13 protein-coding genes are annotated in these 15235 nt (G+C 67.1%); 8 read left to right on the top strand and 5 right to left on the bottom strand.

Annotation, left to right across the window (positions count from 1 at the left end; all coding sequences use genetic code 11):
- Positions 1–16: 16 nt before the first annotated feature.
- The gene (gene apaG, locus ACORJG_RS13200; protein ID WP_427789656.1) at positions 17–424 is read left to right on the top strand and encodes a Co2+/Mg2+ efflux protein ApaG; all 408 of its coding nucleotides are present in this window, start codon (positions 17–19) and stop codon (positions 422–424) included.
- Here the strand turns inward: apaG and ACORJG_RS13195 are convergent.
- From ACORJG_RS13195 to ACORJG_RS13185, 3 genes are all read right to left on the bottom strand, one after another.
- Entirely contained in the window at positions 421–1848 is a 1428-nt protein-coding gene (locus ACORJG_RS13195) for an MFS transporter (protein WP_427789654.1), read from the bottom strand. The two genes, apaG and ACORJG_RS13195, sit on opposite strands and share 4 nt — an antisense overlap.
- Before the next feature lie 86 nt (positions 1849–1934).
- Positions 1935–2384, bottom strand: coding sequence for a redox-sensitive transcriptional activator SoxR (gene soxR, locus ACORJG_RS13190; protein WP_427789652.1), 450 nt, complete (start codon positions 2382–2384; stop codon positions 1935–1937).
- A 360-nt stretch (positions 2385–2744) separates the two neighbouring features.
- The gene (locus ACORJG_RS13185; protein ID WP_427789650.1) at positions 2745–3284 is read right to left on the bottom strand and encodes a GcrA family cell cycle regulator; all 540 of its coding nucleotides are present in this window, start codon (positions 3282–3284) and stop codon (positions 2745–2747) included.
- Between the two features lie 234 nt (positions 3285–3518).
- Here ACORJG_RS13185 and ACORJG_RS13180 point away from each other — a divergent pair, with 234 nt between their 5' ends.
- From ACORJG_RS13180 to argF, 4 genes are all read left to right on the top strand, one after another.
- A complete protein-coding gene (locus ACORJG_RS13180; RefSeq protein ID WP_427789648.1) occupies positions 3519–4358 on the top strand; it encodes an ABC transporter permease in 840 nt (279 codons plus the stop codon).
- An 86-nt stretch (positions 4359–4444) separates the two neighbouring features.
- Positions 4445–5359, top strand: a complete 915-nt coding sequence (locus ACORJG_RS13175) for a M20/M25/M40 family metallo-hydrolase (RefSeq protein ID WP_427789646.1) — start codon at positions 4445–4447, stop codon at positions 5357–5359.
- A 135-nt stretch (positions 5360–5494) separates the two neighbouring features.
- Positions 5495–6670: an aspartate aminotransferase family protein gene (locus ACORJG_RS13170; protein ID WP_427793054.1), complete on the top strand. Its 1176-nt coding sequence runs from the start codon at positions 5495–5497 to the stop codon at positions 6668–6670.
- Between the two features lie 132 nt (positions 6671–6802).
- A complete protein-coding gene (gene argF / locus ACORJG_RS13165) occupies positions 6803–7720 on the top strand; it encodes an ornithine carbamoyltransferase (protein WP_427789644.1) in 918 nt (305 codons plus the stop codon).
- A 56-nt stretch (positions 7721–7776) separates the two neighbouring features.
- Here argF and ACORJG_RS13160 read toward each other — a convergent pair whose 3' ends face one another.
- Positions 7777–7995, bottom strand: coding sequence for a hypothetical protein (locus ACORJG_RS13160; protein WP_427789642.1), 219 nt, complete (start codon positions 7993–7995; stop codon positions 7777–7779).
- A 245-nt stretch (positions 7996–8240) separates the two neighbouring features.
- Here ACORJG_RS13160 and ACORJG_RS13155 point away from each other — a divergent pair, with 245 nt between their 5' ends.
- The 3 genes from ACORJG_RS13155 (at position 8241) to ACORJG_RS13145 (ending at position 12885) form a co-directional block, all read left to right on the top strand.
- Positions 8241–11030 (top strand): SEL1-like repeat protein, encoded by a 2790-nt coding sequence (locus ACORJG_RS13155; RefSeq protein ID WP_427789640.1) that lies wholly within the window; start codon positions 8241–8243, stop codon positions 11028–11030.
- Positions 11031–11146: 116 nt separating this feature from the next.
- A complete protein-coding gene (locus tag ACORJG_RS13150) occupies positions 11147–12070 on the top strand; it encodes a sulfite exporter TauE/SafE family protein (RefSeq protein WP_427789638.1) in 924 nt (307 codons plus the stop codon).
- Positions 12070–12885, top strand: coding sequence for a TIGR02186 family protein (locus tag ACORJG_RS13145; protein WP_427789636.1), 816 nt, complete (start codon positions 12070–12072; stop codon positions 12883–12885). The genes ACORJG_RS13150 and ACORJG_RS13145 overlap by 1 nt, the downstream gene beginning before the upstream one ends.
- Before the next feature lie 142 nt (positions 12886–13027).
- Here ACORJG_RS13145 and ACORJG_RS13140 read toward each other — a convergent pair whose 3' ends face one another.
- Positions 13028–15220, bottom strand: a complete 2193-nt coding sequence (locus ACORJG_RS13140; protein ID WP_427789634.1) for a 3-hydroxyacyl-CoA dehydrogenase NAD-binding domain-containing protein — start codon at positions 15218–15220, stop codon at positions 13028–13030.
- Positions 15221–15235 lie beyond the last annotated feature (15 nt).

The following is a 15235-nucleotide window of genomic DNA, read 5'->3' as shown; positions in this document are numbered from 1 at the left end:
GGGCGGCATATAGCGCATGCACTCCGCTCCTGCCTACTCCGCCGAGACCGAAGGCGTCGTCGTTCGCGTCCGCCCCTCCTATCTGGCGGGGCAGTCCGACCCCGCCGAGGGGCGCTGGGTCTGGGCCTATCAGATCGAGATCGTCAATCTGAGCGGCGGCCCGGTGCAGCTGGTGGCCCGACGCTGGACCATCACTGACGCCATGGGGCGGGTCGAAGAGGTACGCGGCCCCGGCGTGGTCGGCGAACAGCCGGTGATCGAGCCGGGCGACAGCTACGCCTATGCCTCGGGCTGCCCGCTGACGACGCCCTCCGGCTCGATGGTCGGCGCCTATTTCATGCAGGACGCCGAAGGCCGGATGTTCGAAGCCGCCATCCCGGCCTTCAGCCTGGACGTGCCGGATTCCCGGCGCGTCCTGAACTAGCCGCGCCGCGCCGCCGTCAACCGCAACAGCTGCGGCGTCAGCAACAGCACCAGGATGGGCGCCGCGGCGAAGAGAGTGGACAGCCAGAAGGCGGCCGAGACTGCGCCCTCTACCCCGCCGGGCGTCGCGATCCCGGCGACGTTGGCGATCATGCCTGCGCCCGCGGCGCCCATGGCGATGGCGAACAGCTGGACCGTGGTCATGGCGCCGCTTGTCAGGTCGCGCTCGTCGTCGGGGGCGTTCTGGAACACCCGCGTCACCAGGGCGGGCCAGACCAGGCCGATGCCGAAACCGACCAGGAACAGGCCTAGGCACACGCCGACCAGCACGCCCGCGCCGCCGGCAGTCCTGATCGGCAGGAAAACCGACATCAGGATCAGCCCGACCAGCATCAGCAAGGGGCCGGCAAGCAGCAGGCGCTTGCCCGATCCTCCCTGCCAGCGGCTGCTGACCAGGGTGGCGAAGGTCCAGCCGAAAGCCATAAGGGCGGCCAGATACCCCGCCCACAGCGGCGACTGGGCGTGCAGGGTCTGCAGCAGATAGGGCACGAAGATCTCGGCCTGCATTCCTGCCATCAGCAAGGCGATCGTCAGATAGAGCGCGCCCAGCGGCATCCTCAGGCTGAACGACCTGCGCGGCAGCAGGCGCGCCTCTGAGCGTCCGTCGATCACAGCGATCAAGGCGACCAGGACGACAGCAGCGCTTAGACCTGCCAGATTCCACGTCAGCACCGGCGACAGACTTCCGGCCGAGACACTGAGCACGGCGCCGGACAGCAGGGCCAGTTGAGGCAGGGGCAGGCGGCCGTCGTCTTCACGCGCGCGGTCACGACCCGGAAGAACGGTGAGGGCCAGCAGGATGAAAAGCGCAGCCACAGGGACCAGGGAGCCGAAGGCCAGACGCCAGGCGCCTATCTCGGCGAACAGGCCGCCGACGGCCGGGCCGATCAGGGTGGCGACCCCGAACATGGCCGAGATGACGCCGATGACCCGGCCCCACAGGGCCTCAGGGAAGACGATGCGGGTCACGGCGTAGGCCAGGGCGTAGAGCAGACCGCCGCCGAACCCCTGGATGAAGCGACCGCCCAGCATCACCGGCATGGAGGGCGCCAGCGCGCAGATCAGCGAGCCGCCTGCAAAGACCAGGGCCGCCGCCGCGTAGGCCGTACGCGGACCCGTCGCGCGCAGAAAAGGGGCGGTCAGGGCCGCCGCCAAGATGGAGGCCAGGACGAACAGGGTCGTGGTCCAGGCGTAGAAATCCAGCCCGCCGATGTCCTGCACAGCCGAGGGCATGACGGTGGTGGCGATGTAGATGTTGACGGAATGCAGGACGACGCCGCCCGCCAGGGCCAGGGCGTAGACGCCGTTGCGGCCGGTCAGCAGGGCGCTCCACCCCGGCGGGGCGTCGTGGGATATGTCGGTCATGTCGGCTCTCAGGGAGGGCGGCGGGGCTGCCGCAAGCCGATGAGCCTCTAGAACCTCAAGCGCACTTGAGGTCAAGTGCGCGGGCGTCAGACCGGCGGGATCAGATGTCGCGGCCCCGGACCCTCCAGGCTCAGCACGTCGTCGGGGTTGCGCAGCGGGCATTCGTCCAGCGACAGGCAGCCGCAGCCGATGCAACTGGTGATCTGGTCCCGTAGTTGGGTCAGGGCGGCGATCCGTTCATGCAACATGGCGCGCCAGGCTTCGGAGAAACGACGCCAGTCGGCGGCGTTGGGCGTGTGGTCGTGCGGCAGGTCGGCCAGCGCCTCGCGCACCGTCGCCAAGGGGATGCCGGCGCGCTGGGCGATGCGGATGATGGCGATGCGGCGCAGGACGGCGCGCGGATAGCGGCGCTGGTTGCCTTCGGTGCGCCAGCCTTCGATCAGACCCTCGGCGTCATAGAAGTGTATGGTGGAGACGGCCACGCCGCTGCGCCGCGCCACCTCGCCGACTGATAGTGCGGACTTCAGCGCAGACATGAACAAACCTCGAGCATGGCTGAGGTATGTCGAGGGCGGCGGCGCGACGCAAGCTGTCGGCTGGGCGGCCAGCCTCGTCCTCAAGCAGCGCAAAGAGCGGCAGGGCCAAATAAAAAACCCCTCGCCAGAGGCGAGGGGATGGGGCTGCGTCAACCCGGATGAACCGCAGCCCCGCCCCGTAGCCCGCCGGCAAACGGCGGGGCGGACGGCGGCCCCTGTAAGAGGCGTTCATGTCGGCCGTTGGGCCGAAAGCCGACGACGCGGCGGCCACCCTGATCAAGCAGCGAGCCGCCGCGCTGCAAGCGATAGCGATCACGTCTGCTCAAGCAGCAAGCGACCGCGTCGCGAGCGATAGCAGGCTTAAATGTACCGGCGCAGGCTGCGGGCCAGGTCGGACGAGGCGTCCTTGTTGGGGCTCTTGCGGACCTGAGGCTGGTAGGCGACGCGGGCGTGTTCGACGCAGTAGACGCCTTCCGAGGCGCGACGGCCGCAGAAGCTGAAGTCGCTGGTCGAGGGGTCGCCGATCGGCCATTTGCACATGTGGGCGCCCAGCGTCAGCACGGTTGCGGTGCCGGGCAGGTCCGGCGCGACGACCGGGGTCTGGGACACGGGGGCGGCGACCACAGGGCGCGGGGCCACGGCCTCGATGCGGCGCGGCGCCGACGGCGCCTGCACCGGCGCGGCCGGTGCGGCGGCGCGCGGTCGAGCCGGGCGGAAGGTGGTGCGCGCGGGTTGCGACGGCGCCGCTCGGCCCGACAGGCCAAGGCGGTGCACCTTGCCGATCACGGCGTTGCGGGTCACGCCGCCGCCAAGGGCCTTGGCGATCTGGCTCGCTGACTGACCTTCCAGCCACAGCTTCTTGAGCGCGCCGACGCGGTCTTCGGTCCAGCCTGGGTTCATGTCGCCCTCCCGGGAGAAGTCGGATTCAATATCTTGTGCCGGAGTCCGAATTTCGGCTCCTCATCACGCCTCTAATCGTAAATCACCCCTTAAAACACGCAATATGTGGGAATTCACCTGTCCACAGAAACTACATCTAGTATGGTTAATGTCCCGATTTGACTCAATTTCTTGGCCGTCATCCACAGGCCCCACGCCTTGCGAAACCGGCTTGGCTGTCGCATCTGAGACCGCATGACGCTCCTGACCGCCGGTTCCGACGCCTCTTCCGCCACTCCTCGCGGCCTTCCTCAGCCCCGCCGTTATGACGGGATCAACTGGGTGGGGCTGCGCACCCTCTACCTGAAGGAGGTCCGCCGCTTCTGGAAGGTGGGCGCCCAGACGGTGGCGGCGCCGGTGGTGACGACCCTGCTCTACATGATGGTCTTCGTAGTGGCGCTGAAGGGCGCGCGGCCGCCTCTGCACGGCACGCCCTTCGCCGAGTTCGTGGCGCCGGGTCTGATCATGATGGCCATCCTTCAGAACGCCTTCGCTAACGCCTCGTCCAGCCTGATCCAGGCCAAGATCATGGGCACGGCGACCGATTTCCTGACGCCGCCGCTCAGCCCGCTGGAGCTGATGGTCGGCTTCACCCTGGGCGCCGCGACGCGCGGCGTGGCGGTGGGGCTGGTGACGGCGCTGTGCGTCATGCCGTTTGCGAAGCTGGGGCTGGCCAACATCGCCCTGATCGTCTGGTTCGGCCTGATCGCCTCCCTGCTGATGGGCATGGTCGGGGTGCTGGCGGGTCTGTGGTCCGAGAAGTTCGACCATCTGTCGGCGGTGCAGAATTTCGTGGTCATGCCGATGACCTTTCTGTCGGGCACCTTCTACCTGATCGACAGCCTGCCTGAGCCCTTCGCCAGCATCAGCAGGTTCAACCCCTTCTTCTACCTGATCGACGGGTTCCGGGCGGGGTTCATCGGTCATGCCGAGGGCAGTCTGATTGTCGGCGTGGTCATGAGCGCCGTGTTGACTGTGGTGATGGGCGCGACCTGCTGGCTGGTGTTCCGTTCGGGCTGGCGGCTGAAGAGCTGAGTTCGGATGCGGTCGCATCTGGACCGGTTTCACTTTAATCGGATCATTGAGCGCGGGGCGTGGGGCCCCGTAAAAGGGGCCTCGCCATGTTGTTTCATCTCCGCCTGAAAGCCGCTGTCGCCGCCGTCTGCCTGGCGGCTGTCTGCATGACGGCGGCGCCGTCGCTGGCCCAGAACCGCGCCGCCGATCTGCGCGAACAGGTCGGCGCCTTTGTGCAGCCGTCCAACGCCGCGCGACTGGACGTGCTGTTGCGCCAGCTGCGCGACGAAGGTTTCGCGCCGACCGTCGAGACATTCGAGGGCGGCGGCCGGGGCGGGCCGATGCAGGGCTCAAACGTCATCGTCACCCTCGGCGAGGGGCAGAAGGAGATCCTGCTGACCGCCCACTATGACGCGGTGAAGCTGCACGACGGCACCCTGTCGCAGGGGGTGATCGACAATGCGGGCTCGGTGGTCGCCCTGATCGAGGCGGCCAAGGTGCTGCGTGAGGCGCCGCTGTCGCACCGCATCCGCATCATCTTCTTCGATCAGGAAGAGCTGGGCCTGATCGGCGCCAGGAAGTGGATCGAGGCGCACGGCATCGCCAATGTCGCCGCCGTGGTGAACTCCGACATCGCCGCCTATGGCGACACCCTGATGTACGGCCAGAACAACGGGGCGCAGTCCGCCTTCGTCACCCGCGCTGTGCAGGAACTGTGCGCCGAGCACGCCATGCAGTGCGTCGGCTTCCCCCAATATCCGCCATCGGACGATCGGGCATTCTCGGCGGCGGGCGCGCCGGTCGTCTCGCTGGGTTTTCAGGACGAGATCGGCGCCCACCAGATGTGGCTGGCCTTCAACGGCGGCGAGACGAACGGTCTGGCCGAGGGCTTCGTGCCGCAGGTTTTCCGCGTGATCCACTCCAAGGACGACGCCATCGAGGCGGTCGAGGGCCACACCATCGACCTGGCGGGGCGGACCTATGCGGCGCTGATCCAGAAGCTGGACGCGCAACTGCGCTGAATTCGCGCCCCACGCGGTGTTGACTATAGGGAAATAGCGCCCGACAAGTTCGTCGCCCTTTTCCAAAAGCGGTCCCGTCGCAGACGCGTCGGGACCGTCTCACTTTATGGAGTCTGCCAAGTGTCCGGTCATCTGATGGGTGTCTACAATCGCGCGCCGTTGGAAGTGGAGCGCGGCCAGGGCGTCCGACTGTGGTCGGTCGACGGGACGGAGTATCTGGACTGCGTTTCGGGCATCTCGACCAACGCCCTGGGCCACGCCCACCCCAAGCTGGTGCAGGCGGTCAAGGATCAGGCCGAAAAGCTGTGGCACGTCTCCAACATCTTCAAGATTCCGGGGCAGGACGCCCTGGCTGACTCCCTGTGCGAGAAGTCGTTCGCAGACGTCGTCTTCTTCACCAACTCGGGCACCGAGGCGATCGAGTGCGCCCTTAAGACGGCGCGTAAATTCCACGTCGCCAACGGCCAGCCTGAGCGTATCGACATCTACGGCTTCGACGGCTCGTTCCACGGCCGCACCTATGGCGCGATCAACGCCGCAGCCAACCCCAGCTACACCGAAGGCTTCGGGCCGAAGATGGAAGGCTTCCATCAGCTGAAGTGGGGCGACAAGGCCGCCCTGACCGCCGCCTTCGAGAACCCGAACACCGCCGCCATCATCCTTGAGCCGGTTCAGGGCGAGGGCGGCTGCCGCGCCACGCCCGAGGAAGACCTGCGCTGGATGCGCGAGACGGCTGACAAGCACGGCGTCCTGATCATCTTTGACGAAGTCCAGTGCGGCATGGGCCGGACCGGCAAGCTGTGGGCGCACGAATGGGCCGGCATGACGCCGGACATCATGGCCATCGCCAAGGCTTTGGGCGGCGGCTTCCCCATCGGCGCCTGCCTGGCCACGGCCGAGGCGGCCAAGGGCATGACGGTCGGCGTCCACGGCTCGACCTTCGGTGGCAATCCGCTGGCGATGGCGGTCGGTCAGGCCGCCTTTGACGAAGTGTCCTCGGACGCCATCCTGAACAACGTCAACGAAGTCGCAGGCTATCTGAAGCAGCAGCTTCACGGCCTGCAGGAACGCTTCCCCGACGTGATCGTCGAGGTGCGCGGCAAGGGTCTGCTGCTGGGCGTCAAACTGGTTCCGAACAACCGCGAGTTCATGGGGTGGGCGCGCGACGAGGCCAGGCTGCTGGTCGCGGGCGGCGGCGACAATCTGGTCCGCGTCCTGCCGCCGCTGAACATCACCCTCGAAGAAGCCCGCGAGGCCGTCGAGAAGTTCGAGAAGGCCTGCGAGTTCGCCCGCACCAAGGTCGCGAGCTAGACGCTTTCTTCCTCTCCTTCATGGGGAGGCGGGGTGGGGGCGCTTTCTTCTACTTCCAGATTTCCGCAGGGCCGCCCCACCCGGTCCCTGCGGGACCACCCTCTCCATGAAGGGGAGGGAGAAGGCTTGGTCATGGTTCGTCACTTCCTCGACATCCACCGCCTGGACGCGGCTGATCTGCGTGCCATTCTGGACGACGCCCACGCCCGAAAACGCGCCCGAAAAGGCTGGCCCCAGGGCCGCGCCGACGCCGATGCGCCGGGTAAGGACCGCGTCCTGGCCATGATCTTCGAGAAGAACTCGACCCGCACCCGCTTCAGCTTTGACGCGGCCATCCGCCAACTGGGCGGGGACTCCATCATCGCCACCGCCTCGGACATGCAACTGGGCCGGGGCGAGCCGGTCGAGGATACCGCCCGGGTCCTGTCGCGCATGGTCGACGCCGTGATGATCCGCGCCAACGACCACGAAGACGTCGAGCGTTTCGCTCGTGTCTCGACCGTGCCGGTCGTCAATGGCCTGACCGACCGCAGCCACCCGTGCCAGATCCTGGCCGATCTGATGACGATCGAGGAGCATCGCGGCCCGATCGAGGGCAAGACGATCGCCTGGATCGGCGACGGCAACAACGTCTGCCACAGCTTCATGCACGCCGCCCCCAAGCTGGGTTTCCACCTGCATGTCGCCTGTCCGGCGGAATACCATCCCGACCTGCGTGATCTGGAAAAGGGCGGCTCTAACGTTCACCTGACCAGCGATCCGCGCGAAGCGGTCAAGGGCGCCGACGTCGTCGTCACCGACACCTGGGTCTCTATGGGCGATCAGGACTATGAGGCCCGCCTCGCGGCCTTCGAACCCTACAGCGTCGACGAGGCCCTGATGGCCGAGGCGGCCGACGACGCCGTCTTCCTCCACTGCCTGCCCGCTCACCGCGGCGAAGAGGTGACCGACGCCGTCATTGACGGCCCGCAGTCGCTGATCTGGGACGAGGCCGAGAACCGCCTGCACGCCCAGAAGGCGGTTCTGGCCTGGTGCTTCGGGGCTTTTTAAGTCGCCCTAACGCGCTTCGCGCTGCTTGAGGGCGAGCGAGGCGCAGGCCTCGCCGTCTAGAACTGCCTGGCGGACGGCAGCGGTCGTCCGCTGACTTCCGCCAGCAGGTGGATCAGCAGAAAGAAGACCAGCGCGGCCGCCAGCAGCATGATGAAACGCCACGGCATCATGCGCGGCCCGCGCATGATGTCGGTCGGCCGTGACCCGCGCCATCCGGCGAAGACGACGACCGCCACAGAGGCGATCAGCAGGATCAGGGTGAGCGTGGCGTCCATGAGGGCGCCAGTTGGGACATCGCCGGGCCGGTTGCAAGCGCTCCTGCGTGTCTCATTCGACGGCGCCGCCGCAATTCTTGCTGCACGGTTAATCTAAACGCGGCATTAACCATGTCAGGCGCATCAGCAGCTTGACGGCAGGCGTCGCTGTAACGGCGTGAGGCGCTACATCTAGCGATTAACGTCGCGTTTACACGCTTCATCTGGAAGGATACCGTTCGCATCATGGGTCTGGAGGCGAATCAGTGACCGCAGCGGCGCCGTGGAGCGTGAAGGGCATCGATCCCAAGGCGCGTGAAATCGCCAAGGATCTGGCGCGCCGCTCAGGCATGACCCTGGGCGAGTGGCTGAATTCCATGATCATGGACGACCCGGACGAGGATGACGGCGTCGCCACCCTGCCGCGCCGCACGCCGATCCCCGACCCCTATGATCGCCGCAGCCGCTCGCGTCGTCTGGACGATGTCTATGGCGATGACAGCCGCCATGAAAGCATGGGCCGGATGGGCGCCTCTCTGGAGGTGATCGCCGAGCGTCTGGAAGCAGCCGAGCGCCGCTCGACACTGGCCATTCAGGGCATAGATCAGGCCGTCGCCGGTCTAGTGCGCCGTCTTGAGAAACAGGATGAGGCCGAGGTCGCCAAGGCGCGCCGCATCGACGATATCGCCGAGGAACTGCGCGAAGGTCACCGCCGCCTGCGCCGTCTGGAACAGGACGCCGGGACCGAGGCGCGCGAGGGGCTGGACAAGCTGGATGCGGCCCTGACTGCTGTTTCCACGCGCCTCTACGACATGGACGAGCGCCAGCGCGCGGGCGTCAGCGAACTGCGCGACCGCATCGAGGCGGTCGAGAAGGCCGCCGGGCCGGGCGCGGGAACCGCCCTGCTGACTCAGGTCGGCGCGCGTCTTGACGATGCGCAGGCGCGCACATCTGAGGCCCTGAAGGCGCTGGAACAGTCGTTCGCCGCGCTGGACCGGCGCATGGACGACGTCGAACGCCGTATCGAACCGGCCCATCGTCATGAACGCGAGGCCGACCCGGATGCCGAGGCGTCACGCCTTGAACGGCTGGCCGAGGATCTGACCCGTCAGGTCGAGACCAGCCGCACTGAAATGATCCGTCGCCTTGAGGCGGTGGAGAGCGTTGAACGCTCGAGTCGTCTGGAAACCGCCCTGGCCGCCATCGGCGAACAGGCCCGCGCCGCCGAGCAGCGCTCGGCCGCTGCTGTCGAGGGCATGGGCCGCGAGATCATGCGGATCGCGCGCAACCTGAACGGCCGCGTGCAGAAGGTCGAGGAAGAGGGCGCAGCCTCATCCGGCGCCCGTATGGCTGCGCTGGAACAGAAGATCGAACGCGACCTGACGCGTCACGCCGAGGCTGTGGACCGGCGCCTGACCCAGGCTGACGACCAGCACGCTCTGGCGCTGGAGCGGTTGGGCGACGAGATCTCCCGCATTTCTGATCGCCTCAGCGAGCGCATCGCCCAGTCGGAGCGCCGCTCGGCTCAGGCGCTGGACGACATCGGCCGCCGCCTGTCGGAAAGCACCGACCGGATACAGCAGCGCCACGAGCACGCCTCGGGCGAACTGGCCGAACGGATGCGTCAGAGCGAGGAGCGCACCGCCCGCCTGCTGGCCGAGGCGCGCGGCAGCATTGAACAGCGCTCTGACCGCGATGTCCGTCGCGCGCCGCCGCTGGAAAGCCCTGATCCCACGCCGTGGACCCCGGCGGAAACCGCCAGCGGTGACTGGCGCGCGACCGCCTTCGCCGATGCTGCGGACGACTGGTCTGTCGATGATGCGACAGGCGTCCTCCATGACGGGGCCGCTCTGGCCGTGCGCGGCGATGTCTTCGCCGACAGCGTCTTTGAGGATGCGCCGACGTCTGCACAGGCGGACGCCGACCGGGCGCCGCCGTCCTTCGGACAGGTCGCGCCTGATCCGTGGGCGCAGGCCGACGAAGATCTGTTCGGCGGCGCCGACGTCAACGACATCCTGAAGGTGACGGGCGGATTTGAGCCTGAACCGGCGTCTGCGCCTGCTCAGGATGATGACGGCTTTTCGGCGGATCTGGAGTTCGTCTCTCCGACGCCGCCGTCAGAAGAATTGACCCGCCCCAGCACGACGCGCGATGTTCTGGAGGCGGCGCGCGCCTCCATGACGCCGGAAGATGCGGCGGAGACGCGTCAGGGCTTTGGCCTGTCGCGGCGGGGCGGCAAGTCCAAGCTGCAGGAACGTCTGGACAAACAGGCCGGGCGTCAGAACTCGACCATGCGCACCGCCCTGAGCGCCATGGCCGTGGCGGCGCTGGGCGTGGCCGGGGGCTATGCGACCCTGCAGGTCGCGGGCGGTTCGGGACTGACCCTGCCCGGCGGATTCACCCTGGCGCCGGACGCTGTGGACGGCGGCTCGGGGCCAGCAGCAACCACGGCGCCGATAGCCGCACTGGCGCTGGACGCCTCGCCCACGGACGCCGTGCCTTCGCCTGACGCGGCGGCGACCGAGGGCGCAGGCCTGTTCGCGCGCGCCGTGCAGATGCTGGACAATGGCGACGACAGCGGGCTGGAGCCTCTGACCCGCGCCGCCAACCTGGGCTACGCCCCGGCGCAGCTGCGTCTGGCCAGCCTGTATCAGGACGGCGCCGCTGGACTGGCGGTGGATGAGGTCGAGGCTCGCGCCTGGGCGCGTCGCGCGGCCGAGGCGGGCGACGCCAAGGCCATGCATTTCTACGCCATGCAGATGTATGACGGCGTGGGCGGCGCGCGGAATCGCGTCGACGCCCTGAACTGGCTGACCAAGGCGGCCAGCGCCGGTCGCGTCGACAGCCAGTACAATGTCGCCCAGCTTCTGGAGAAGGGCGACGAGGGCGTGGCGCCGAACCGGGTCGAAGCCTTCAAGTGGTATATGATCGCGGCGCGGCGCGGGGATCAGCAGGCCTTGGCCTCGGTCCAGCGCTTGACTTCGGGTCTGTCGGCGGCGGATCGGCGCAAGGCGCGCGAAGCCGCTGACGCCTTTACGGTCGCGCCGGTCGGCTGATCCGCACCTGGTGCGCCCACCCGGGGGTGGCGGTTCGACGCAGGGGCCGCTAAGACCGGAAGCCTAGTCGCCTTTCCGGCGCTGATTGCCTGTCCTTCCAGCCGAAGGCGCGTGCCGTGGATATTTACCTGCCGATAGCCGAAGTCTCGGTGAACTGGCCGCTCCTGGTCATGCTGGGGGCGCTGGTCGGATTCGTGTCCGGTCTTTTCGGTATCGGCGGCGGCTTCCTGATGGCGCCGGTGCTGGTTTTTCTGGGCATCCCGCCGACCGTGGCGGTGGCCAGCCAGGCCAGCCACGTCGTCGCCTCATCGACTTCGGGCGTGATACGATATTCCGGCATGAAGGCGGTCGACTACCGCATCGGCGGCATCATGGCTGTGGGCGGGGCGCTGGGCGCCGTGCTGGGGGTCGAGCTGTTCCGCTACCTGCGGCTGCTGGGACAGGCTGATCTGGTGGTGGCCCTGTCCTATCTGCTGTTCCTCGGCTCCATCGGCAGCATGATGCTGTACGAAAGCCTGACGCAGATCCTGCACCGGGTCCGGGGCGAGACGCCGCCGCGCAAGGAGCGTCGCCGCCCCATGTGGCTGTACGGCCTGCCGTTCCGGATGCGCTTCCCGCGCTCGGGCCTCTATATCAGCGCTATTCCACCGTTCGGACTGGGCGTATTCGCCGGGATACTGTCGGCCATCATGGGGGTAGGGGGGGGCTTCATCCTGGTGCCGGCCATGCTCTATGTCCTGCGTATGAGGGCCAGCGTGGTGGTCGGCACGAGCCTGTTCCAGATCATCATCACCACGGCCATCACCACTGTGCTTCAGGCCGGGCGCAATCAGACGGTGGACATCGTCCTGTCGACCATCCTGCTGCTGGGCGGGGTGGTGGGCGCGCAGTACGGCGCGCGCCTGTCGGGCAAGTTCCGGGCGGAAGAGATGCGCGCGGCGCTGGGTCTGATCGTGCTGCTGGTCGGCATCCAGATGGGGCTGGAGCTTTTCGTGCGGCCCAGTGATCTGTTCCTGCTGGCGCCGGGGGTAGCGGACTGATGTTCCAGGTCCTGCCGCCCGAGCCGCCCCCTGCGGCCGCCCCCGAGATCATCATCGAACGCTCGGCCGGAACGACGCAGGATGTGCGGGTCGCCGCCGCCCTGACCGATGCGCGGGTGGATGTCGACTCCGGGTTCAAGGGCGCGTCCATCGTTCTTTATGGCGCAGTGTTCAATCCAACCGATACGCCCGCCGATGTCGTGGTCGTGGTGCGCGGTCCAGACGCCCCGGTCCGTCTGGTCAAGAAGACGCGCAACATGGGGGTCTGGCTGAACAGCCGCCCGGTGCTGTTCGAGGGCGCGCCCGGCTTCTACATGACCGCCTCGACGCGGCCGCTGAGCGACATCGCCGACTTCGGCCAGCTGCGCCGTCTGGGCGTGGGGGTCGACCATCTGCGCATCGACGCCCCCGAAGAGGCGCGCACCGTCACCCGCTACGGCGTGCGCGACGTGGTCATCAGCCGTCTGGGCGAGGACTATCTGGATTGGCGCCGCGCCGTGATCCGGCTGAAGGAGGCGGCGGCCCTCTATGACACCGATCCCAAGGGGGTGGAGTTCGTCGACCGGGGCCTGTTCCGCGCCGAGGTCAAACTGCCCGCGGTGGCGCCGACCGGCAAATACTACGCCGAGGTTTGGCTGTTTCAGGAGGGGGCGCCGGTTTCGGTGTCCAATCTGACCCTGACCGTCGAGAAGGTGGGACTGGAGCGCGACATCTATGAGTTCGCTCACAACCGCCCGTGGAGCTACGGCGTGCTGTGCGTGCTGTTGGCGGCGATGACGGGCTATGCGGCGTCGCGGGTGTTCAGGAATCGTTAGTGTCGCTATCGCTCGCCGCGCGGCGGCTCGCTGCTTGAGCGACGCATTTCCCTTCCCCCATCGAGGGTGAGGGCTTGGAGAGCGCCAACAAAAAGGGCGGCCCGCGAAGGCCGCCCTTTCCGTTTCAGTCTGAAGCCGAGCCTCAGGCCGCTTTCTTCTCCGGCGCGAAGCGGCCGTAGAAGGTTTCATTCTTGGCGGCCATGTCGCGCAGAAGCTGCGGGACCTTGAAGCGGTCGCCGTATTTGGCGGCCAGTTCATCAGCCTTGGCCACGAAGGCCTTCAGGCCCGTCTGGTCGATGAAGGTGATGGGGCCGCCGGTCCAGGGCGCGAAGCCCCAGCCCAGAATGGCGCCCAGATCGCCTTCGCGCGGGTCGTCGATGACGCCCTCTTCCCAGCAACGGGCCACTTCCACCGCCTGGCGATACAGCAGGCGGGTCTTCAGCTCGTCGATGGCGGCCAGCGCCTCGGGGCTTTCGCCGAAGGCGTCGCCCTTGGTGGTCGGAGCCAGCTCGGCCAGACCCGGCCAGATGACCTTGGGCTTCTGGTCGTAATCATAGAAGCCCTTGCCGTTCTTGCGGCCATAGCGACCCTGTTCGACCATGGTGGCGACGATCTTTTCGCCTTCGGTCGGGACGTATTTGTCGCCCAGATCCTCGCGGGTCTGTTTGGCGATCTTGTACGACAGGTCCAGGGCGACGTCGTCGTGCATCTCCAGCGGGCCGCGCGGCATGCCGGTCATGCGGCCGATGTTGTCGATCAGCACGGGCGAATAGCCCTCTTCCAGCATAGCCATGCCTTCCATCAGGAAGGTGGAGAAGCAGCGCGAGGTGTAGAAGCCGCGGCTGTCGTTGACGACGATCGGCGTCTTCTTGATCTTCAGGACATAGTCCAGCGCCTTGGCCAGGGCCGCGTCGCCGGTCTTTTCGCCCATGATGATCTCGACCAGCATCATCTTGTCGACGGGCGAGAAGAAGTGGATGCCGATGAAGTCTTCCGGCCGCACGCTGGCCTCGGCCAGACCCGAGATCGGCAGGGTCGAGGTGTTGGAGCCGAACACGGCGCCTTCAGCCAACTGAGCCTCGGCGCGCTTGGTGACGTCGGCCTTGATCTCACGGTTCTCGAACACAGCCTCGATGACAAGATCCGAGCCCTTGATAAGGTCATAGTCCGTCGTCGCCGTGACCAGGGCTAGGGTGGCGTCGAACTTCTCCTGGGTCATCTGACCGCGCGACAGGCGCTTCTTCAGCAGTTCCTCGACGTGGACCTTGCCCTTGTCGGCGGCTTCCTGCGTCTGGTCGATCAGCACGGTCTCGATGCCGGCCATGACCTGAACATAGGCTATCCCTGCGCCCATCATGCCGGCGCCGAGGACGCTGACCTTTTTCGGGTCGGACTTGGGCACGCCCGCCGGACGCACGGCGCCCTTGTCCAGTTCCTGCTTGGACAGGAACAGGCTGCGGATCATGGCCTGGGCCTGCGGCGTCATCAGGGTCTTGATGAAGTAGCGCGTCTCGATGCGGAGTCCTGCTTCGATGGGAACCTGCACGCCTTCATAGACGGCCTTCATCATGTTCAGAACGGCAGGATAGTTGCCGTAGGACTGCTTGCGCAGGATGGCGTTGCCCATGACGAAGACCTGCATCCCCGCCGGATGGTGGGGGCCGCCGCCGGGGATCTTGAACTTGGGATCGTCCCACGGCTGGACGGCCTTGCCGCCGTTCTTGATCCAGGCCTTGGCCGCTTCGACCGACTGGCCCTTTTCGACGACCTCATGGACGACGCCCGCGCCCTTGGCGTCGTTCGGGCGCCAGGACTTGCCCTCGGCCATCTGCATCAGGGCGGTCTGGACGCCGATCAGGCGCGTCAGACGCTGGGTGCCGCCGCCGCCGGGGAAGAGGCCGACCTTGATCTCGGGCAGGCCCAGCTGGATTTTCGGGTCGTTCTCGACGACGCGATAGTGACAGGCGAGGGTGAACTCCAGCCCGCCGCCCAGCGCCAGACCGTTGATGGCCGCCGCAACCGGCTTGCCCGAAGTTTCCAGCGCGCGGAAGGCGCCGTTCAGCGCCCAGCCGGTGTCGAACGCCTTCTGCAGGTCGCCGCCGCCGGCCAGCATGCCCGAGGCCATGTCGCCCAGATCAGCTCCGGCGCAGAAGCCGGTCGGCTTGCCCGAGGTGATGACCACGCCCTTGATGGCGTCGTCGGTTTTGATCTTCTCCACCAGAGCCGGAATCTCGGCGATGACGGCGCTGGTCAGGGTGTTCATCGAACGGCCCGGTACGTCGAAGGCGACTGTGGCGATGCCGTCGGCGTCGATATCGATCTTGAAGTTTTCCATGGTCATATGCTCCCG

The sequence above is a fragment of the Brevundimonas diminuta genome (assembly GCF_050310045.1).
GTDB classification, from domain to species: Bacteria; Pseudomonadota; Alphaproteobacteria; order Caulobacterales; family Caulobacteraceae; genus Brevundimonas; species Brevundimonas diminuta_F.
This window is presented reverse-complemented; position numbering and strand designations above follow the sequence as displayed.